Annotated in this window: 23 protein-coding genes and 1 tRNA gene; 18 read left to right on the top strand and 6 right to left on the bottom strand. The window is 61.8% G+C overall.

Annotated elements, in window-relative coordinates:
• Position 1 precedes the first annotated feature (1 nt).
• Positions 2 to 757, bottom strand: a complete 756-nt coding sequence (locus FF80_RS20625; RefSeq protein ID WP_035103803.1) for a copper homeostasis protein CutC — start codon at positions 755 to 757, stop codon at positions 2 to 4.
• Positions 758 to 935: 178 nt separating this feature from the next.
• Here FF80_RS20625 and FF80_RS20620 point away from each other — a divergent pair, with 178 nt between their 5' ends.
• The 5 genes from FF80_RS20620 (at position 936) to FF80_RS20600 (ending at position 5,267) form a co-directional block, all read left to right on the top strand.
• Positions 936 to 1,364: a TadE/TadG family type IV pilus assembly protein gene (locus tag FF80_RS20620; protein ID WP_035103802.1), complete on the top strand. Its 429-nt coding sequence runs from the start codon at positions 936 to 938 to the stop codon at positions 1,362 to 1,364.
• The gene (locus tag FF80_RS20615) at positions 1,361 to 3,007 is read left to right on the top strand and encodes a TadG family pilus assembly protein (protein WP_035103799.1); all 1,647 of its coding nucleotides are present in this window, start codon (positions 1,361 to 1,363) and stop codon (positions 3,005 to 3,007) included. Before FF80_RS20620 ends, FF80_RS20615 begins: the two co-directional genes overlap by 4 nt.
• Positions 3,008 to 3,094: 87 nt before the next feature.
• Entirely contained in the window at positions 3,095 to 3,478 is a 384-nt protein-coding gene (locus FF80_RS20610) for a GntR family transcriptional regulator (RefSeq protein ID WP_052153819.1), read from the top strand.
• Positions 3,475 to 4,374: an ABC transporter ATP-binding protein gene (locus FF80_RS20605; RefSeq protein ID WP_035103797.1), complete on the top strand. Its 900-nt coding sequence runs from the start codon at positions 3,475 to 3,477 to the stop codon at positions 4,372 to 4,374. The genes FF80_RS20610 and FF80_RS20605 overlap by 4 nt, the downstream gene beginning before the upstream one ends.
• Positions 4,371 to 5,267, top strand: coding sequence for a hypothetical protein (locus FF80_RS20600; protein ID WP_035103795.1), 897 nt, complete (start codon positions 4,371 to 4,373; stop codon positions 5,265 to 5,267). The genes FF80_RS20605 and FF80_RS20600 overlap by 4 nt, the downstream gene beginning before the upstream one ends.
• A 36-nt stretch (positions 5,268 to 5,303) precedes the next feature.
• Here FF80_RS20600 and FF80_RS20595 read toward each other — a convergent pair whose 3' ends face one another.
• Together FF80_RS20595 and rirA are read right to left on the bottom strand one after the other, a co-directional pair.
• Positions 5,304 to 7,115: an ATP-binding cassette domain-containing protein gene (locus FF80_RS20595; protein WP_035103794.1), complete on the bottom strand. Its 1,812-nt coding sequence runs from the start codon at positions 7,113 to 7,115 to the stop codon at positions 5,304 to 5,306.
• Between the two features lie 306 nt (positions 7,116 to 7,421).
• Positions 7,422 to 7,883, bottom strand: a complete 462-nt coding sequence (rirA, locus tag FF80_RS20590; RefSeq protein ID WP_035103793.1) for an iron-responsive transcriptional regulator RirA — start codon at positions 7,881 to 7,883, stop codon at positions 7,422 to 7,424.
• A gap of 237 nt (positions 7,884 to 8,120) precedes the next feature.
• On the opposite strand from rirA, the gene FF80_RS20585 reads away from it, so the two are divergent.
• Positions 8,121 to 8,480: an HU family DNA-binding protein gene (locus tag FF80_RS20585; RefSeq protein ID WP_160172868.1), complete on the top strand. Its 360-nt coding sequence runs from the start codon at positions 8,121 to 8,123 to the stop codon at positions 8,478 to 8,480.
• Positions 8,481 to 8,531: 51 nt separating this feature from the next.
• On the opposite strand, the gene FF80_RS21760 is transcribed toward FF80_RS20585, so the two are convergent.
• Complete coding sequence (locus tag FF80_RS21760) at positions 8,532 to 8,690, bottom strand: Flp family type IVb pilin (RefSeq protein ID WP_152558455.1); 159 nt, start codon at positions 8,688 to 8,690, stop codon at positions 8,532 to 8,534.
• A 358-nt stretch (positions 8,691 to 9,048) separates the two neighbouring features.
• On the opposite strand from FF80_RS21760, the gene FF80_RS20580 reads away from it, so the two are divergent.
• The 3 genes from FF80_RS20580 to FF80_RS20570 all read left to right on the top strand — a co-directional run bounded on the left by FF80_RS20580 (position 9,049) and on the right by FF80_RS20570 (position 12,334).
• The gene (locus FF80_RS20580) at positions 9,049 to 9,246 is read left to right on the top strand and encodes a hypothetical protein (protein WP_035103792.1); all 198 of its coding nucleotides are present in this window, start codon (positions 9,049 to 9,051) and stop codon (positions 9,244 to 9,246) included.
• A 100-nt stretch (positions 9,247 to 9,346) separates the two neighbouring features.
• Complete coding sequence (locus FF80_RS20575) at positions 9,347 to 10,159, top strand: serine protease (protein ID WP_035103790.1); 813 nt, start codon at positions 9,347 to 9,349, stop codon at positions 10,157 to 10,159.
• A 216-nt stretch (positions 10,160 to 10,375) separates the two neighbouring features.
• Complete coding sequence (locus FF80_RS20570; protein ID WP_035103788.1) at positions 10,376 to 12,334, top strand: TetM/TetW/TetO/TetS family tetracycline resistance ribosomal protection protein; 1,959 nt, start codon at positions 10,376 to 10,378, stop codon at positions 12,332 to 12,334.
• A gap of 39 nt (positions 12,335 to 12,373) precedes the next feature.
• On the opposite strand, the gene FF80_RS20565 is transcribed toward FF80_RS20570, so the two are convergent.
• Positions 12,374 to 12,676 (bottom strand): hypothetical protein, encoded by a 303-nt coding sequence (locus FF80_RS20565; protein ID WP_035103786.1) that lies wholly within the window; start codon positions 12,674 to 12,676, stop codon positions 12,374 to 12,376.
• Positions 12,677 to 12,830: 154 nt separating this feature from the next.
• Positions 12,831 to 12,920, bottom strand: a tRNA-Ser gene (locus FF80_RS20560).
• Between the two features lie 243 nt (positions 12,921 to 13,163).
• On the opposite strand from FF80_RS20560, the gene FF80_RS20555 reads away from it, so the two are divergent.
• The 9 genes from FF80_RS20555 to FF80_RS20515 all read left to right on the top strand — a co-directional run bounded on the left by FF80_RS20555 (position 13,164) and on the right by FF80_RS20515 (position 18,629).
• On the top strand, positions 13,164 to 13,487 hold the full coding sequence (locus FF80_RS20555) for a hypothetical protein (RefSeq protein WP_035103784.1): 324 nt from the start codon (positions 13,164 to 13,166) through the stop codon (positions 13,485 to 13,487).
• 28 nt (positions 13,488 to 13,515) lie between these two features.
• Positions 13,516 to 14,178, top strand: coding sequence for a peptide-methionine (S)-S-oxide reductase MsrA (gene msrA / locus FF80_RS20550; RefSeq protein WP_035103783.1), 663 nt, complete (start codon positions 13,516 to 13,518; stop codon positions 14,176 to 14,178).
• A gap of 99 nt (positions 14,179 to 14,277) precedes the next feature.
• Positions 14,278 to 14,622, top strand: a complete 345-nt coding sequence (locus FF80_RS20545) for an MmcQ/YjbR family DNA-binding protein (RefSeq protein ID WP_035103866.1) — start codon at positions 14,278 to 14,280, stop codon at positions 14,620 to 14,622.
• 203 nt (positions 14,623 to 14,825) lie between these two features.
• Entirely contained in the window at positions 14,826 to 15,563 is a 738-nt protein-coding gene (locus FF80_RS20540) for a TSUP family transporter (protein ID WP_035103782.1), read from the top strand.
• Positions 15,564 to 15,605: 42 nt separating this feature from the next.
• Positions 15,606 to 16,517, top strand: a complete 912-nt coding sequence (locus tag FF80_RS20535) for a LysR family transcriptional regulator (protein WP_052153817.1) — start codon at positions 15,606 to 15,608, stop codon at positions 16,515 to 16,517.
• Positions 16,518 to 16,623: 106 nt separating this feature from the next.
• Positions 16,624 to 17,016, top strand: coding sequence for a hypothetical protein (locus FF80_RS20530; RefSeq protein ID WP_035103781.1), 393 nt, complete (start codon positions 16,624 to 16,626; stop codon positions 17,014 to 17,016).
• A 54-nt stretch (positions 17,017 to 17,070) separates the two neighbouring features.
• A complete protein-coding gene (locus tag FF80_RS20525; RefSeq protein WP_035103779.1) occupies positions 17,071 to 17,556 on the top strand; it encodes a copper chaperone PCu(A)C in 486 nt (161 codons plus the stop codon).
• Between the two features lie 8 nt (positions 17,557 to 17,564).
• On the top strand, positions 17,565 to 18,167 hold the full coding sequence (locus FF80_RS20520; protein ID WP_035103776.1) for an SCO family protein: 603 nt from the start codon (positions 17,565 to 17,567) through the stop codon (positions 18,165 to 18,167).
• A 63-nt stretch (positions 18,168 to 18,230) separates the two neighbouring features.
• A complete protein-coding gene (locus FF80_RS20515) occupies positions 18,231 to 18,629 on the top strand; it encodes a VOC family protein (protein ID WP_035103774.1) in 399 nt (132 codons plus the stop codon).
• Positions 18,630 to 18,792 lie beyond the last annotated feature (163 nt).

Here is an 18,792-nt window from a genome sequence, read left to right as displayed (position 1 = left end):
GTCAGGCCGCCCTGACCGCAGCGATGGTGGCGCGCACCGCGTCCTCGTCGGTTACGGTGATCTCATATTCGCGCTCGATCGCCGTGCCACCCATGCCGACATGAGGATTGCGGAATTCCATGCCGCTCTTGAGTGTCTTGAGCGCCGCAAAATGCATTTCATCAACGCCCGTGGCGCGCCGCACCTGGGCGATATTGCCTTGATCCAGCGCCCCGCAGGCCATGACCACGATGCGCCCGTCAGCGATGGCGGTGGTGTCCTTGAGGATATCGATGCCCTCGACGGCCGTATCGCGCTGCCCGCTGGTCAGCACACGGTCGACCCCGGCGCGCACCAGCGCCTCAATGGCGGCGCGATAGTCGCGCGTCATGTCGAACGCCCGATGGCAGGTGACCTTCATCGGGCGCGCCGCATCGACCAGCGCCCTGGTGCGCGCTTCGTCGATCTCGCCATCAGCGGTGAGGCAACCGATGACCACGCCCACCACGCCCAGATCGCGCATGGCCTTGATGTCCCCGATCATGCTGGCGAATTCCAGTTCGGAATAAAGGAAGTCGCCGCCACGTGGCCGGATGATGACGTGAAAAGGAATCGTGGCCACCAGCAGGGCCTCCCGCACCACGCCCAGGCTGGGCGTCAGCCCGCCTTCGAGCAGGCTCGCGCACAGTTCGACCCGGTCGGCGCCGGCTTGTTGGGCGGCAACCAGACCATCAATACCCTCGACGCAGATTTCGATCTTAAACGGATGGTGCGGCATCACTGGTCTCCTATTGGTATGGATTGGTAGCCGCCAACACGCTGGGCAGCAAGGAGATTTCGGGCTGAAATCGATGCCTATAAATTGAGCATAGGTAATAGTGCGCTGTGGATATTGACGAAGCATCAACACATGCAGCGCAGGCTTTAGCCAGAAATCACGCGCTGGGAGGCTTATTATGCGATCCCGTTTTATATCGTGGGCTCGCGACGACCGGGCGACCTCTGCCGTGGAGTTCGCCATTCTGACGCCGGTTTTTTTGCTGCTATTAACTGGCATGCTGGCTTATGGCATCTATTTCGGTGCCGCTCATTCTCTCCAGCAATTGTCCGCCGATGCGGCACGAACCGCGATTGCCGGGCTCAACCAGACCGAACGCAACCGCCTGGTCGAGGACTTCCTCGACGATAATGCCGCCAGCTACATGCTGATCGATAGGTCCCGGCTGACTCACACGATCGGCGACAGCACGACCGATCCTAATCAGTATCGGGTTACCCTGCGCTACAACGCCTCGGATTTGCCGATCTGGAACCTCTATGTGCCGCTGCCCCTGCCCAGCCAGGAGATCGCCTACAGTTCGACCATTCGCCGGGGCGGTATATGACGCTTTGGCGGCGGTTCTGCGCGGACCAGCGCGGCAATATGGTCGTGATGTTCGCGGCAGGCTTTGTCGTGGCCAGCGTGGTCGCCGCCATCGCGGTGGATGCGGCGGGGCTTTATCACGAGCGGCGGGGCATCCAGAACGGGGTGGATCTGGCAGCCCTCGCCGCAGCCAATAATCCTGCCGCTGCCCAGAGCGTGGCCTATAGCGCGCTAATGGATGCGGGGCTGATGAGAGCCGATTCGCAAGCCGGCCTGACCGTGGTGACGGGAAACTACAATCCCGATCCGGCAGTGGCGGTCGAAAGCCGCTTCGTTGTCAATGCCACGCCGACCAACGCCGTCCAGGTTTCCTTCAGCAAACCGGGCACCCTGCATTTTGCCAATTGCTGGGCGGAGCCGCCGACGCTGGGCGCCACGGCAATCGCCACGGTGACCCCGCAAGTGGCTTTTTCGGTGGGCTCGCGGCTGGCAAGCGTCAAGGATGGCTTGGCCAATGCCGTGCTCAACAAGCTGCTTGGCACCAATATCGAGTTGACTGCGCTGGACTATAACGGTCTCGTCAATGCCAAGGTCGACCTTTTCGCCTTTCTCGATCAACTGGCCATCAAGCTGGGCGTCAGCGTCGGAACCTATAACGACCTGCTCGCCATGCGTGCAGATCACGGCCAATTGGCCGCTGCATTGGCCGACCTGCTGACGGGCGCCCAGCGCACCGCTATGCTGGCGCTGGCCAACACAGCGGGGAATAACGGCACTGTGCCGATCGGCAAGCTGCTGCAATTGGGGCAACTCGGCGATTTCGACATCGGCACCGGCGCCGCCAACGGCCTCTTCACCAAGATTTCGGCACTGGACCTGCTATCGGCCAGTGCCGCGATCAGCGACGGCACGCATCAGGTCTCGGCAGAACTCCCGCTTAAGCTAGGCGAAACCCTGATCGTCGAGCTTAAATTGGCCATTGGTGAGCCGCCACAGGGCGGCAGCTGGTACGCGATCGGGCCGGCACAGACCGTAGTGCGAACGGCCCAAGTGCGGCTCAGTCTTGTCATTCGCCTCAAGCTGAAACTGCTCTTGGATGTCCTTGCGGTAAATTTGCCACTTTATGTTCAGGTTGCTCATTCGGAAGCCAGTGTTGCCTCGGCGACCTGTCCTATCGGCACCAATGTCTCCGGCTCGGCGGTCATTAATGCGAGGCCGGGAGCAGCAAAAATCGTAGTGGGCGAGGTTGCCAATTTCGGCTCATTCGACAAGGCGCCCATTGAAAGCCCTGCCAATCTCCTCGTCCTTCTGGGGATACCAATTACCGCATTTGCCCAGGCCGAAATTGCCCAGCTTACACCCGTTCCCCTGTCCTTTTCGCCCAGCGAGATCGCCGCAGACACTGTCAAGACCGCCAAGACCACGACCATTTTGGGTTCGCTACTCGGTTCGCTGCTGGGCAATCTGCAACTGGGCGGCCTGCTCGGCCTAGGCTCGGTTCTCTCAGCCGTTCTCGTGCCGGCGCTCGATGCCTTGCTAACCCCGCTAGCGGCGCCGCTCGACCCCATTTTGTCTGGACTGCTGGATGCTTTGGGCGTCTCTATCGGCGAGGCCGATGTGCAGGTCTATGGCGTGCGCTGCACGCAACCCGTGCTGGTCGGCTAACCTCACCCCCCAGAACGCCGCCACTTCCTCCTCTTGACACCATATTTTAGTGTGCTACATAACTAATACACTACACAGGCACAACACATGGATGATTTTCACACCAGCCAGCCGATCTTCGTGCAGATCCGGCAGCGGCTTATCGAGATGATCCTGCGCGGCGCGGCGGCGGAAGGGGATGCCCTGCCATCGGTTCGCCAGATTGCCGGGGACCTTTCGGTCAATCCGTTGACGGTCACCAAGGCATTCGAAGCTCTGGTCGATATCGGGGTGGTGGAAAAGCGAAGGGGACTGGGCATGTTCGTTAAAACCGGAGCGCGGGCTGAATTGCTCGCCCATGAACGAGACAAATTTCTTAGGGAAGACTGGCCCCGCATCGCCGCTCAAATTGCTGCGCTCGAATTGGACGTGGCCACCCTGCTCGCAAAAATTCCCACTCCTGCTCCCGCACAAGAGGCTGATCAAAAATGACGGATCTTTCCGCTTCGGTCGAACCCATCGTCTCCGCTCGCGGCCTGCGCAAGAAATTCGGCGGCAAGGAAATCCTGCATGGGCTGGATTTCGATATCCCGCCCGGCCGTATCTATGGCCTGATCGGCCACAATGGCGCGGGCAAGACCACCACGCTCAATGCCATGCTGGGCCTGACCAATTGCGAAGGCACTATCCGCGTTTTGGGGGAAGACCCCTTCGCCAGGCGCGCCAAGCTGATGGAAAATGTCGCCTTCATTTCGGATGTAGCCAGCCTGCCGCGCTTCTTGCGGGTGCGGGAACTGTTTGCCCTGCTCTCCAACATCCATCCCAATTTCAGCCAGGCCAAGGCGCAGAGCTTCCTGACGGGCACCGACATCAAGCCCGACATGAAGATCAAGACCCTTTCCAAGGGCATGATCGCGCAACTGCATCTGGCTGTGGTGATGGCAATCGACGCCAAGCTGCTGGTGCTGGACGAGCCCACGCTGGGCCTCGACATCACCTATCGCAAGCGCTTCTACCGGCGGCTGCTGGAAGACTACATGACAGAGGAGCGCACCCTGCTCATCACGACCCACCAGGTGGATGAGATCGAGTTCATGCTGTCCGACATCATGTTCATCCGCGATGGCGAACTGATCCTGCATATGCAGATGGAAACGGTGAACGACAAGTTCACCCAATTGGTTGTCAACGATCCCGGACTGCAGGCGCAGGCACGGGCGCTTGGCCCGGTTTATGAGGAAACCCGCTTCGGCCAGACCGTGATGATCTTTGATGGGGTCGATCGCGCCGAGCTTGAACCCTATGGCACGCTCTCGACACCGACCCTGTCGGACCTTTTCGTCGCGCTGATGCAGCGGCCCACCGCCAATCCGGAGCCCGCCCAATGAAGGCTTTCATTGCCCTGGTGCGGCGCGAGTTCATCGAGCACAAGGGGGCCTTTCTCTATGGTCCGCTGCTGCTGGTCGTGCTGCTGTTCGGCGCCACGATCCTGGCCTTTACCGTAGGCCGCGTCGACGCGCGGTTCTCGGGGGCCATGTTCACCATCGCCCCGCTGCGCATCTATGAATTGAGTTTCCTCGGCTTTGGCATTGCCTGGTCGCTCTATCTGATCGCCACGCTGTTCTTTTATTGCGCCGATGGCTTTGCCGCCGACAAGCGCAACAATTCCATGCTGTTCTGGAAATCCATGCCGGTCACCGATTTCAAGGTGCTGCTCAGCAAACTTGCGGCCGCCATCACCATCCTGCCCGGCACGGTCTATGGCGTGGCCCTGCTCAGCGGATTGCTGCTTTATGGCGTGGCGTTCGTCACCACCATGATCAACGGCACCGGCAGTTTTGCCGCGCTGGGCAGCATTGCGGCCATCTATGGCCATGTGGCGCTGGCGATCCTGGTGACCATGATCTGTGGCCTGCTCTGGTATCTGCCCTTCATGGCGCTGGTCGGGGCCCTGGCCACGGCTATCGGCCGCTGGGCTATTCCGGTGTCGCTGCTCCTGCCATCCATCGTGGCCATGCTCGAATGGGTCACAATGGGGGGGCTGCATCCCTTTACCACCCATACCTGGGATTATTTGGGCTATCGCACCACTTTCCCGCTGACCGAGGACGGCTATATCGACGTCTGGTTCCTGGGCAAGGAGCCCTTCAGCGCGATCAGCTACGCCACCGACCTGATCGCCCGCATGGACTGGGCGCAAGTGGGCATCGGCGCCGCCTTTGCGCTGGCTTGCCTTTATGTCGCAAGCGAATACCGGCGGCGGAGCAATGCCAACGGGTAAGACCTGAGGGGCAAACGTGCTGGTTTGCCCCTCCTTCTAACCCTCAAGCTCTTCCCGCAGCAATTCCAGTTCCAGCCATTGCTCCTCTGCCGCAGCACGCTTGCTTTCGGCGGCCGCCAGCGCCTTGGACTTGGCGGCGAAGCCGGCGGGGTCCTTGCTATAAAGGCTGCCATCGGCGAGCGCAGCGTTGAGCGCCTTGATCTCGGCTTCGAGCTTTTCGATGTCCCTGGGCAGGGTTTCGAGTGCGTGCTTTTCCTTGAAGGAGAGCTTGCGCTTGGCTGTAGCCGCGCTGGTCTGCGCCAGGGCCGTCTTGCCGGCACGATGGGCCTTGGTGACGGCGGCGCGCGCGTTGACGCCCTCGCCGCGCTGGATGACCATGTCGGAATAGCCACCGGCATATTCGGTCCAGATGCCCTCGCCTTCGGCGATGATCACGGAGGTCGCGACGCGATCGAGGAAGTCACGATCGTGGCTGACCACGATGGCAGTGCCGGAATAATCCGAGACCATTTCCTCGAGCAGGTCGAGGGTTTCCAGATCCAGATCATTGGTCGGCTCGTCCAGCACCAGGAAGTTGGAGGGCAGCGACAGGGCGCGAGCCAATGCCACACGGGCACGTTCGCCGCCCGAGAGCTTGCCGATGGGCGTATTGGCCTGTTCGGGGGTGAACAGGAAATCCTTCATATAGCCCACGACATGGCGCGCTTCGCCATTGATGTGGATGGTGTCGCTGCCCCCGCCGGTCAGCGCGTCCTTGAGGCGGGTTTCGGGCACCAGCTTGGCGCGGCCCTGGTCAAGCATGGCCAGCTCCAGCGCCGAACCCAGCTTGATCTTGCCGCTATCGGGTTTGAGCAGTCCGGTCAGCATCTTGATCAGCGTGGTCTTGCCCGCACCATTGGGGCCGACAATGCCGATGCGATCGCCGCGCAGCACGCGGGTCGAAAAATCACTGACGATGACGCGGTCGCCATAGGTCTTGCTGATGTTTTCGGCTTCCACCACCAGCGCACCCGAAGTGCGGCCCTCCGACACATTCATGTTGACCGTGCCGGTCACGCGGCGCTGTTCGCGCCGGTCCTGGCGCAGGGCGCCGAGACGCTCGAGGCGCCCGACATTGCGCTTGCGGCGGGCGGTAACGCCATAGCGCAGCCAATGCTCTTCGCGCACGATCTGGCGGTCGAGCTTGTGGCGGTCGCGCTCTTCTTCTTCCAACACCGTGTCGCGCCAGGCTTCAAAGGCCGAAAAGCCCTTGTCGAGCCGGCGGGTGAGGCCGCGGTCGAGCCACACGGTGGCGCGGGTAAGGTCGGAGAGGAAGCGGCGATCGTGGCTGATCAGCACCATGGCCGAGCGCAGGGAATTCAGTTCCGCCTGCAGCCATTCGATGGCCGGCAGATCGAGATGGTTGGTGGGCTCGTCCAGCAGCAGGATATCGGGCTTGGGCGCCAGAACCCGCGCCAAAGCCGCCCGGCGGCCTTCGCCACCCGAGAGATTCTTGGGGCTTTCCTCGCCGGTCAGGCCCAGCGAATTGAGCAGATATTGCGCGCGATAGATGTCGTCGCCCGGCCCCAGGCCCGCTTCGACATAGGCGAGCGTCGTGGCAAAGGCCGACAGGTCAGGCTCTTGCGGCAGATAGCGCACAGTGGCGCTGGGTTCGACAAAGCGCACCCCGCCATCATGCTGCACATCGCCGGCGGCAATCTTGAGCAGGGTCGACTTGCCCGAACCATTGCGCCCCACCAGCGCGATACGCTGGCCGGGCGAAACGATCAACTCGGCGCTTTCGAGCAGCGTGGTGCCGCCGAAAGTCAGGTGAATATTCTGAAGCGAAAGAAGCGGTGCAGCGGCCATGAGGATCCCGGATTTCGGCCCGGATAGATCACAGGCGGCCTGCCAGATCAATGCGTGCAAAAAGGCTGGTCAGGGCGTTGAGGACCCTGACCAGCCCGGGGAGACGGTAGCAGCAAGCCCCGTCGTGCCGCCCGCGGCGCTGGCAGGCCTACCCCTCAGGCCAATGTCAGCGCGCTTGCGATGACCGGAGAAAACCATATCTAATCATGACTGTCAAACTCATATTTATAGAATTTGTGCTGTAAAATGCAAAACGCCGCCCTGGCGGACCGGGGCGGCGTCAAAGGCAAAACGAAGGGCAAAAAGTTATTCGGCGGGCGCCATCATGGCGTCGATGACATTGAGGCCCAAACGATCGCGGATCGAGCGCTTCTTGCTGGCCAGATCGGCAATGGTATATTTCTGCAGCACGGTGAAAAAGGCGCCCAGCGCTTCGCGCAGCGCACCGTTAAGATCGCATTCCCCGATCAGCGGGCAATCGGCGCCATCCTCGAAGCATTCGGCCAGGGCAAAATTCTCTTCGGTGAGGCGGATGGTGTCGAGCAGGGTGATCTGTTCGGCGGGCTTGCCCAGCTTGATGCCGCCATGGCGGCCGCGCACGGTTTCGATCAGCCCGTTTTCCACCAGCGGCTTGATCAGCTTGAACAGGAAGAGTTCGGAAATGGAATAGGCCTTGGCGATATCAGCGACGCGGCTGAGCCCAGGCTCGTTGACCGCGCAATAGACCAGGGCGCGAATGGCATAGTTGGATTGACGCGTCAGTCTCACGTATGGACCTTTCTGCCGAGTCGGAACCCGGATTATACCCGCAGCGCGGCCAAAAATGGCGGGCGCCCAGGACGTTGATGTTGCTGCAAGCACGCTTGAACTGGCCGCTAGCTTATAACCATTCTAAAATAAGTCAACTAAACCTGAACGATCAGTTCAAGTTTGCGTAGGGCGGCGCGGCGCTGGACAGCGACTTAAATTCCTCCTATGAACTTAATAGGGGAAGGAAGGACAATCGTGAGCAAGACCATAACGCGTGCAATGCTCAGCGAAGCTGCAGCTCGAAAGACCGGCATTTCCAAGCCTGAAGTGGCCGCCATTGGCGAGGCCATGTTCGCCCTGATCGGGGAAGCGCTGATGGCGGGCGAGGGCGTCAAGCTCACCGCTTTCGGTTCGCTGCAAGTCCGGCCGCGTGCCGAACGGCTCGGGCGCAATCCCCGCACCGGCACCGAGCATCGGATTTCCCCGCGCCATACGGTAATCTTCACGCCCAGCACGCAATTGCGTGACCAGCTCGACCTGGCAATGAGCAATGCCGCGGCAAAACCAAAACCGCGCAAGCGAAGCTGGGATGCCGAAGCCGCCCATCCGCGCTGAAGACCACGCCTATATCCAGAAATCTGTGAGAGCGACGCGGCCTGCGCTGGCCTAGTGGGCCTGTGCCAGGTTCGCAATATCGGCCAGGCTGAAGCCGGCCGCAGAAACAGCGCAAGTGGTCGCCACCACGATGATTGCTGCGATCAAGCCATATTCGACGGTGCTGATACCCGCATCGTCACGCAGAAAACTGGCTATGGCCGAGATCATGGGGCAGGCGCCTTCCACACGCAATATCAATGGGCACAGTTTGCCGGACAAGGGCTGAACCCAATCTGAACGGCAGAACATTTTTCCATTGCAACGGGCAGGCCGATTTTAGCGCGCCCAGATTAGGTAATCATCTGAAATACCTGATATTTGTGGCAAGCCTGGGCACGGGCCGGCAGTGCATACGCGCCGTTAACCACGCCTATAAAGGTTAATGAACGCTTTACGTGGCGCCGAACCGCCGATGGCTGCAAGCTGGTGTCGAGCCCGGAAGAATCCGGGAACGCCCACGAGAGGGTGGCCCCCGCCGCAAACAGGCCGCCCTCTCGGTTCCCTTCCCGCGCTCAAGGTTACCCTCATGCCCCTCTACAAGGTAAAACTGCGGTCCGGCGAACTCGTCACCATCGAAGACGGCCGCGATCTCACCACGCTGAGCAAGACGCTGCGCGAACATGGCTTCCTGCAGGTCGAGCGCCGCGATTCCGACTACGCCCCGGCCAAGATGACCCTGGTGTCGCTGATGGAACACGCGGTCAATTCCATCGAGCGGGATTAGGCGACACGCCCAGGTTCAAGGACCGGCTCGAACGGTGCGCATCGACAATCTTAGTCAAGCATGTAACCGTGCCAGTTCCCGCCGTAAGGACCGCCTCACGATGCATAGCGCCACCTTTGCCGTTCTTCCTCTTTCTTTCGTGGGATCAGCAGGCGAGAGGGCGATCGGGACGGGCTTTCTTTGGCGTCACAACCGAGAATGGTGGCTCATAACCAACTGGCACAACGTCACTGGTGTTCGGCCCGACAACAGGACCTTCAATGGGGGCTTTGTACCGGTCTCTCTGGAAGTAACGTTCAAATACTATACCCAGAAACCCAACGAGAATGGTGAGTACCGAATCGGCAGCTTGAACGCCACCTATCCACTCTACAGGGATAATATACCGCTTTGGGTCGAACATGATGCTGGTTACGTCATCGATTGCGTTGCTCTGCACATCGAGATTGATCAAGCGGATTTGTTTGCTGGTAGAGCAATAAACGAAATACCTCACCTTGAAGCCAACTATGTGTCTCAGGTGGGCGAGGAAGTATTTGTCGTTGGATATCCCAGAGGCATGACAGGCCAAGGGGCGACTCCAATTTGGAAGCGGGGCTCGATAGCCAGCGAACCGGCTCTCAATCAAGACCATTTGCCTCTCGTCTTAATCGACACCGCTACCCGTGAGGGAATGTCGGGCTCGCCAGTTTTTGTGCGCCATCATGGCATCTATTTTGGAGGGCCGGAACTGACTGATGAATCATCAATCGGAACAGTCGAGGCGTTTTTTGGCGTCTATTCTGGTCGGATTGGGGAGGACGAAATGGGCGTACAGTTGGGACGTGTTTGGAAGGCACCTGTTGTTGACCAAATTATAGCTGTACAGGCTCCCGGCAAACACCCACTCGACATTGTGTATCCCGTAGGCTGATCGATAAGTCAGCATAGGCTGTACGTCGAGACAAGCCGCACCTCCCAACCGCGACAACGCTGCGGGTGACATGAACGGCCTTTGCTTGACAGGCCTGCGCCCAACTCAATAAATTGGGTGGCGCATATAGATGCGCACCAAACCGCCTAGAGGTTCCGATGCCCCGATTCACTTCTCACGAAAATCACATGCGAAATTCTGAGAAGATGATGGTTCATGCGCACCTTGAATCTGGGCATTCTGGCCCATGTAGACGCAGGCAAGACTAGCCTTACCGAAAGACTGCTTTTCAATGCCGGTGTGATCGGCACCCTCGGCAGTGTCGATTCTGGCAATACCCAAACCGATAGCCTGGCCCTCGAGCGGCAACGCGGCATTACCATCCGGGCCGCGGTGGTCTCGTTCATGCTGGGTGAGACGAGCGTCAATCTCATCGACACGCCCGGCCATCCCGATTTCATAGCCGAAGTCGAACGGGTGCTCGAATTGCTCGATGCCGCCGTGGTGGTGGTCTCGGCGGTCGAAGGCGTGCAGGCGCAGACGCGCGTGCTGGTGCGGGCGCTGCGGCGCCTTGGCGTGCCGATGGTGTTTTTCATCAACAAGGTCGACCGGGTCGGCGCGCAATATGAGCGGGTGATAGCCGAGATTGCCCAGCAATTGCCGGTCCGGCCCATTGCCATGTCCGGTGTATTCGAAGCCGGCAGCAAGGCTGCGCAGGTGCAAGGGTGCGATCTGTGGCACGCCAATTCTGGTTTGTGCGAAACATTGGCCGAGAATGACGATGCCCTGCTGTCCGACTACGTGATGGCGCCGCATTTGGTAACGGCGGCGCAGCTGAAGCACGTCCTGGCCGGGCAGGTCGCCAATGGCCTGGTGCAACCCGCCTTCGCCGGTTCGGCAACAACCGGGATTGGGGTGCCGGCCCTGAGCGAGGCCATCGAAAGCCTGCTGCCGGCCCGCCTGCCGGATGCCGACGGGGCGGTGGCGGGAAAGATCTTCAAGATCGAGCGCGGCTGGGGCGGCGAAAAGCTGGCTTATCTGGCGTTGCACGCGGGCATTGTTCATACTAGGGACCTCATCAACCTGCCCGATAGCGCGGAGCGCGTGACCGGCATCGAGCTGTTCGAACATGGCCAGGTTCGGACGGTGCCGAGCCTTCAAGCCGGCCAGATTGGCCGCATCAGCGGGCTCAAGACGGCCAGAATCGGCGACGCAATCGGCAAGGGCATACCCGGCGGCGGCCGGGCCTATTTCGCGCCGCCCACGCTTGAAACCCGGGTCCTGCCGCGGCGTCCTGCCGATAGTGCCGCGCTATGGCTGGCGCTGGGCCAATTGGCCGAACAGGATCCCTTGATCAACCTGCGCCGCAACGAGGATGCCAATGAGGTTTTCGTCTCGCTCTATGGCGAGGTGCAGAAAGAAGTGATCCAGGCCAGCCTGCTGGCCGATTTCGGGCTTGAAGCCAGTTTCGCCGAAAGCACGGTGATCTGTGTCGAGCGGCCGACCGGCACGGCAGAGGGGCTGGAAATCATGTTCAAGGAACCCAACCCCTATATTGCCACCGTCGGGCTGCGCATCGAACCACGGCCTGCAGGGGCAGGCAACAGCTTTGCGCTGGAGGTCGATCCGGGCCACATGCCGGCCAGCTTTTATCGCGCCGTGGAAGAGGGGGTGAGCGAGACGCTGCGCCAGGGCCGGTTCGGGTGGCAAGTGGTGGATTGCCATGTCGCCGTGATTGCCGCCCGGCACCGCGAGCCGGCGAGCGTAGCGGCCGATTTCCGGCAATTGACGCCGCTGGTGCTGGCGGCCGCCCTGTCGGCAGCGCAGAACCAAGTGTGCGAGCCGATCAACCGCTTCCATCTCGAAGCCCCTGTCGGGGCGCTGAGTGCACTGCTCACCCTGTTGGCCCGGGCGGGCGCGGCCGTGGCGGAGACGGTGATAGCGGAGGGCATCGTCCGCGCCACGGGCACAATAGCCGCCGCGCAATTGCAAAGCGTGCAGCAGCAATTGCCGGGGCTGACCAGCGGGGCGGGCGTGTTGGAGGCCAGTTTCGACCATTACGCGCCCGTGCACGGCACGCCCCCGGCCCGGCCGCGATCGGGGGCCGATCCGTTCAACCGGACGGAATATCTCCTCCGGGTGCGGCGCAATCTCGCCCTTACCCCTCCGGCCTAGCGCAGGACACTTGCCGGCGGTGCTGGTCCGGTGAACGTCCTATAGCTGATCGGGATGCGGTCGCTTGGTCTGTCCGACCAAGCGTGCCAGCTCGGAAAAACTGGCCGGGCCCGAAGCGGCCCGGTCATTGGCCAGCAGGAGCAGCCTGGGCGCAAAAGCCACGGCCTCGCGTTCGGCGCTGCTGAGCTCGTCCATACGCTCGTCCCCCACCGCTATCTGCTCGGCGCGGCGCAATGCCAGGCTCATTTCGTCCCGGCTCAACGCACCCTTCTCCACCAGCGCATCATTGATGGCAGCCAGAGCAATATAAAGACCTTCCAACTGCAGGTTCGCGATGTTCATTGATCCCGCCCCCCTCATCCTCGGCTTTGCATAAACCGCGTGGGCGGGCAGCCGGTTCCATTGGAGGACGATACGCAGCGGCCAAGCCGGGCGCGCTACGGCAGCAGACCGCTACTGCCCGGAAAATCACCTAACGATGTCAATGACTTGGAAATGGCGGAGAGAAAGGGATTCGAACCCTTGAGACGGTTCCCCGCCTACACACTTTCCAGGCGTGCGCCTTCGACCACTCGGCCATCTCTCCGCATCGCCTTATCCCCGGGCTGGAATCGCCGGAGGGGCCGGCTGGTGGGCCGACGCGAGCGAGGCGCAATATACTTATCAGCGGCCTGGGCGCAAGGGATCACGTCAAAGAGATGACGATTGTTTTTTGCCCAGGCATTCCTATCTTGTGGGCAGGCCCGTGGGCATGGCACAACAAACCTTGTGCGCGGGAGGAACGGGTAGGTTGGCCACGCCTTATCCCCGTCCAGCACAGGGAATGGGAATGCGGCTGATCTTGAGAATTACCGGCACCTGGCTGATCGGCCTGGCGCTGGTTCTGCTGGTTATCGACGGCACCCGCTCGCTGGGCGCCAATGAAGTGATGTTCACCAGCCTCGCCGATGCCTGGACCAGCCTGCATGCGCCAAGCCTTGGCGTCGTGCGGGCGTTTCTGGATAGCCGGTTCTTTGCCGAGCTGCTGGAGCGGGCGCTCGACGCACTGCTGACCTATCCGGCCTTTGCCGTGTTCGGCGTGCCCGGCATCGTGCTGGCGCTGGCCGGGCGCACCCCCCGGCGCGAACGCTTCGTGCGGCAAGACCAGATCTGACCCATTTGGCATGAAAGGAAAGCACTCGATGTTCTTCAAATCCAAGCCGGCGACCATCCCCTCCGCTGCCGAGGCCCTGCCGGGCCGCGCGACGCAAATGCCCGTGGCAGCTGAGCATTTTGTCAATGGTGCAGCGCTAAAGGGTCCCTATCCCGCAGGCGCTGAAACCATCTATTTCGGCCTGGGCTGCTTCTGGGGCGCCGAGCGGCTGTTCTGGCAATTGCCGGGCGTGATCGTGACCGCCGTGGGCTATCAGGGCGGCTCGACCCCCAATCCGACCTATGAAGAGGTGTGCTCGGGCCAGACCGGGCATACCGAGGCGGTCAAGGTGGTGTACGATCCCAAGGCGATCAGCCTCGAGGCGCTGCTCAAGACCTTCTGGGAGGAGCATAATCCCACCGAAGGCATGCGGCAGGGCAATGATGTGGGCACGCAATATCGCTCGGCCCTCTATACCACGACACCCGAACAGGCGGCTGCCGTCGCGGCCAGCAAGCAAGCCTATCAGGACGCGTTGCGGGCACGGGGGCTGGGCGCCATCACCACCGAGATATCCCCGGCCGGGGAATTTTATTATGCAGAAACTTATCACCAGCAATATCTGGCCAAGAATCCGAACGGCTATTGCGGATTGCAGGGCACCGGCGTGTCCTGTCCGATCGGGACGGGCGTAACAGCCGCCGCCGAATAAGGCGACGGCTCCTAAGTGCAAAAAAACGCCGATCCGGGTCACTGGATCGGCGTTTTGGTTGGCGGACTGTTAGCATTGAGCATCACCTTTCCCCCCATCATGCAGCGCGCCGCTTTTGAGGCGTTCATTTTGAGCCTGCCCAGCACTACGCTGGTGCACCAATGGGGCAATGCTTCGGTCGGCAAGGTCGGCGGCAAGATATTTGCGCTGCTCAATAGCGATCCCGGTGAGGTGTGGCTCAAGGTGTCGGACATGGCCTATGAGCTGCTGACCGAACTGGAGGGGATCCGGCCGGCCCCCTATCTGGCGCGGGCGGGCTGGGTGGCCCTCAGCGCCGGCGCGCCGCTGAGCGAGGATGAGATCAAGGCCTATCTCACCGAGGCGCATCGGCTGGTGGCATTGCGGCTGACGCGCAAGCTGCGGGCCGAATTGGGGCTGGGGTGAGGGTAAACCCCAAGGCCAGCCCTGCGTCTCCCCAAGCCAGGTTTCCATCTCCATCACGAGGCGAAAGCCGTCTCGGGGTCTGTTCGTTTCTTCGATAACCGCGGCACAGGCGGCGCTTTGTCATGGGCATCCCCTCTTGCCGCATCCGTCATGGCGCCACGTCAGCGATCAGCGCATGACAGTGCCAGATTGGGGAAAGTCAGATGAGTCTTCTCGTTGGCGCCGCCTTGCTGGTGGCGGTGTTTGCAACATCGATGATATCGGGCATTTTCGGCATGGCCGGCGGGTTGATCCTGCTCGGCATTTTCCTGCTCGTCCTGCCGGTGGGCACCGCCATTGCCGTCCAGGGCATCATCCAGCTCATCGCCAATGGCTCGCGCGCCTTCTTCTCCCGCGCCTATATCGATTGGCGCGTGCTGGCCATCATGACGCTGGGCCTGCTGACCGCCGCCGCCATCCTCTTCATCGTCCGCTATACACCTGATCTCGCCACCGTCTGCATCACCATCGGCGTGCTGCCCATCCTGCTCTGGATTCCCCAATCCTGGCTGGCGCTCGATGCGTCCAAGCCCCATCACGCTTTCATCTGCGGCTTTCTCGGCGGTGGCATTAATCTGGCCGTCGGCGTGGCCGGTCCAACCATCGACATGTTCTTCATCCGGACGCCCATGGACCGGCGCACCATCATCGCCACCAAGGCCGCCGCCCAGGTGGTCAATCATGCCGGCAAGATCATTTTCTACTGGAACGCTGCCATGGTGCTGGCCCCGACCGAATGGGCCGCCGTGGCGCTGGCCGCGCCCTTCGCCATTGCCGGCACCAGCGCCGGCCACTGGGTCCTGCAGCACCTCACCGACGCCAATTTCAAGCGCTGGACCCGCCTGATCGTCACCGCCATCGGCATTTTCTATCTGACCCGCGGCATCTTGCTCGTGATCTAAGGACCAAGTGTGGTTATGGTGCCGCCGATCTGGGGAGATGACATGGCACCATTCGATAGCGTCACCGCGCGCCTCATCCTGCTATTGGCGGAAACCGGCTCCATTGGCCGCGCGGCCGAGCGCGAGGGTATTGCGACCTCAGCAGTCAGCCGGCGCGTGTCCGATCTCGAAAGCCGGCTGGGCGTGGTGCTGTTCGATCGCTCCGCCCATGGCGTCAAGCTCACCACGGCCGGCGCCGCCTATGCCGAAGGCTGCCGCAATGTGCTGCGCGCCATTGCCGATCTCGATGCCGTCATGGCCGATTTCGGCTCCGGCCAGCGCGGCAGCCTGCGCCTGGCCTGCACCAGCGCCGCGCTCACCGGACGGCTCCCCGAATTGCTGGCTCGCTATGCAATCAAACATCCCGGCATCGCCCTCGACATCCAGGAAATGGGCGCGGCCAAGGGCCTCGTGGCGCTCGACGAGGGCAGGGCGGATATCGCCATCGTCTCCGACAATTACGATTTCACCCGCTTTGAAATCAAAGCCTTCGAGGATGACCGCGTCTGGGTGCTCGCCCCGCCCGATCATCCCCTTGCCGCCCGCATCGAACCGCGCAAGGACATTGCCTTTGCAGCGGTGCTGAGCCACCCCATTGTCGGCAGCCATCATGCCGGCTCGCTCGATCGCCTCCTGGGCGACGCCGCCACCAAGGCCGGCAAGCCCTTCGAGGAAAGCGTGCGCGTCGAGAGCTTTCCCGCCCTGGTCCGCATGGTCGAAGCCGGCTTCGGCATCGGGTTCCTGCGTTCCACGAGCCTGCATCTCCTCGCCGGCACGGACCTGGTCTGCGCCCCCCTCGCCGAGCCTTGGGCCCTGCGCCAATTGCTCGTCGCCCGTCGCAAGTCCAGCCCCCTCTCCGCCGCCATGAAGAGTTTCATCGCGCTGTGCAGCGAAACGTACTCCCCCGCCGTTTAACTGAAGTATTCTCGGTTTTCGCCTCCCTCCCCTCAAGGGGGAGGGAGGGCAACCCCCAAACACCATTGCGACACTAAAGCTCTTTCGCCCCCGCCCAGGCGGCCTTATGAGTGAAACCATGATCCAGCGGCGCAGCATGGCAAGAGAGTTCGGAACGGCCCTGGCCGTCTTGGCCCTCTATTTGCTGACCATTCTGGCCCCGCTGCACCAGGTCCGCGCCAGCCAGCTCGATTTCGCCAGGCTCGGCTACGAGACGACCACTACCGGCTGGGTACTGTGCACCGCAAATGACACCAGCGGCGACAATGACGTCACAATCGCCAAATGCCCCGCCGCCGGCATCGGCAAGAACGACCTGGTCCTGCCCACGCTCGCCAGCATTGATCTGGGCGCATCCATCGTCGCTGCCGTCCCCACCGGCATCACCCAACAGGCAAAAATTCTCCTGCCGCGCCAAACGGCGCCGGGCGGACCAAGGGCGCCTCCGGTCCAGCTTTGATCGACCTGCCCTTCGAGGCCAATCAGCTGATCTTTTTTCCGGAAAACCCACATCATGATCCGTAATCTGTTCTCCGCCGCCCTCGCGGCCATTCTCGCCCTTTCCGTCCCCGCTTTCGCCCATGACGGCACCACCCATCTGGGCCCCATCAACATTTCCCAACCCTTCAGCCGCGCCACCTTGCCCAACGCTCCGGTTGGCGGCGGCTTCATGACCATCGAAAATACCGGCGCCGAGGCCGATCGCCTCGTCTCGGTCACCTCGCCCGCTTCCCCCGATGTGCAGATCCACGAAATGGCCATGCAGGGCGACGTCATGAAAATGCGCAAGCTCTCCGATGGCCTGCAAATCGGCCCGGGCGAAACCGTCACCCTCTCCCCCGGCGGCTTCCACCTGATGTTCATGGGCATCACCCAGCGCTTCGTCGAAGGCGAAACCGTGCCGGTGAGACTGACCTTTGAAAAGGCCGGGACGGTCGAACTCGCGCTGCCGGTGCTGGGGGCTGCCGCCGGCGCGCCCGCCGATCACGCTGGTCATTGAGGTTCATCATGACCCTTAAAACCATCCGCATCTGGCTCTGGGCTGGCATCGCCGTCATGGCCGTCATTCTGGCCGGCGCCACCTTCCTGCTGCGCCAGCCCGGCTCCGCCGCCACCGCCTCGGCCGGCTTTGGCGGGGGCACTTATTCGCTGGTCGATCAGCGCGGCCGGCCCGTCGATCAGACCATGTTCCAGGGCCATCCTTCGGCACTGTTCTTCGGCTTCACCCATTGCCCCGAAGTGTGCCCCACCACCATGGCCGAAATGTCCACCTGGTTCGAAGCCCTGGGCGATGAGGGTAAAAACCTGCAGGCCTATTTCGTCACCGTCGATCCCGAGCGCGACACGCCCGAAATCCTCGGCGACTATGTCAGCTGGGTCTCCGATCGCATCACCGGGGTCACCGGCAGCCCGGAAGAAATCGCCAAGATCGTCAAGGCCTGGGGCGTCTATGCCGCCAAGGTGCCGCTCGAAGGCGATGACTACACCATGGATCACACCGCCTCGGTCTTCCTGCTCGATACCAAGGGCGAGTTCCAGGGCACCATCGCCTATGGCGAGGACAGCGCCACCGCCATTGGCAAGCTGCGCAATCTGCTGGCAAAGTCCTGATCCCTATCGCCCGGCCGATCCCCTTTCGGCCGGGCGTTCATGCTGAACAATCGGAGCCGCCCCATGAAGCCGTCGATTTCCATCATCACCATCGGCGTCGATGACCTGGAGCGCGCCTTCGCCTTCTATCGCGCCCTGTTCGAAATTGCCGATGAGCAGATCGGGGCAGGGGAGGATCACGTCGCCTTCTTCTTCGACGACGCCTTTTCCTTCGTGCTGTTCTCGCGCGAACAGATCGCCCAGACCGCCGGCAAGGATGTCGCCGTGCCCGGCACACCCGGCTTCGTACTCAGCCACAAGGCCGACAGCGCCGAAGCCGTCGATGCCATCCTCGACCGCGTCCTGGTCGCCGGCGGCTCGGTCATCACCCCCGGCACCCAATCGGAATGGGGCTATTCCGCCTATTTCGAAGACACCGAAGGCAATGTCTGGGAACTGATGGCCTCCCCGCCGGTCAATTGATCGGGGAGTGGATGGGCGCGAGATACGCAAGCCACCGAGCCAACCCTCGTCACTTGAGGGAGAGGGACAGAAATTCTGCGTGCAGCAGAATTTCAGGGTGAGGGCTTCGAGCCGGCCGCAGGCAAAATCGCTCCAGTGGAGCGATTTTAGGCGAGAAGGCCAT

Origin of the sequence: Devosia sp. LC5, from assembly GCF_000735585.1 — a bacterium.
GTDB lineage: Bacteria > Pseudomonadota > Alphaproteobacteria > Rhizobiales > Devosiaceae > Devosia.
The sequence above is the reverse complement of the archived record's forward strand: the minus strand, read 5'-3'. Positions and strand labels throughout refer to the sequence as shown.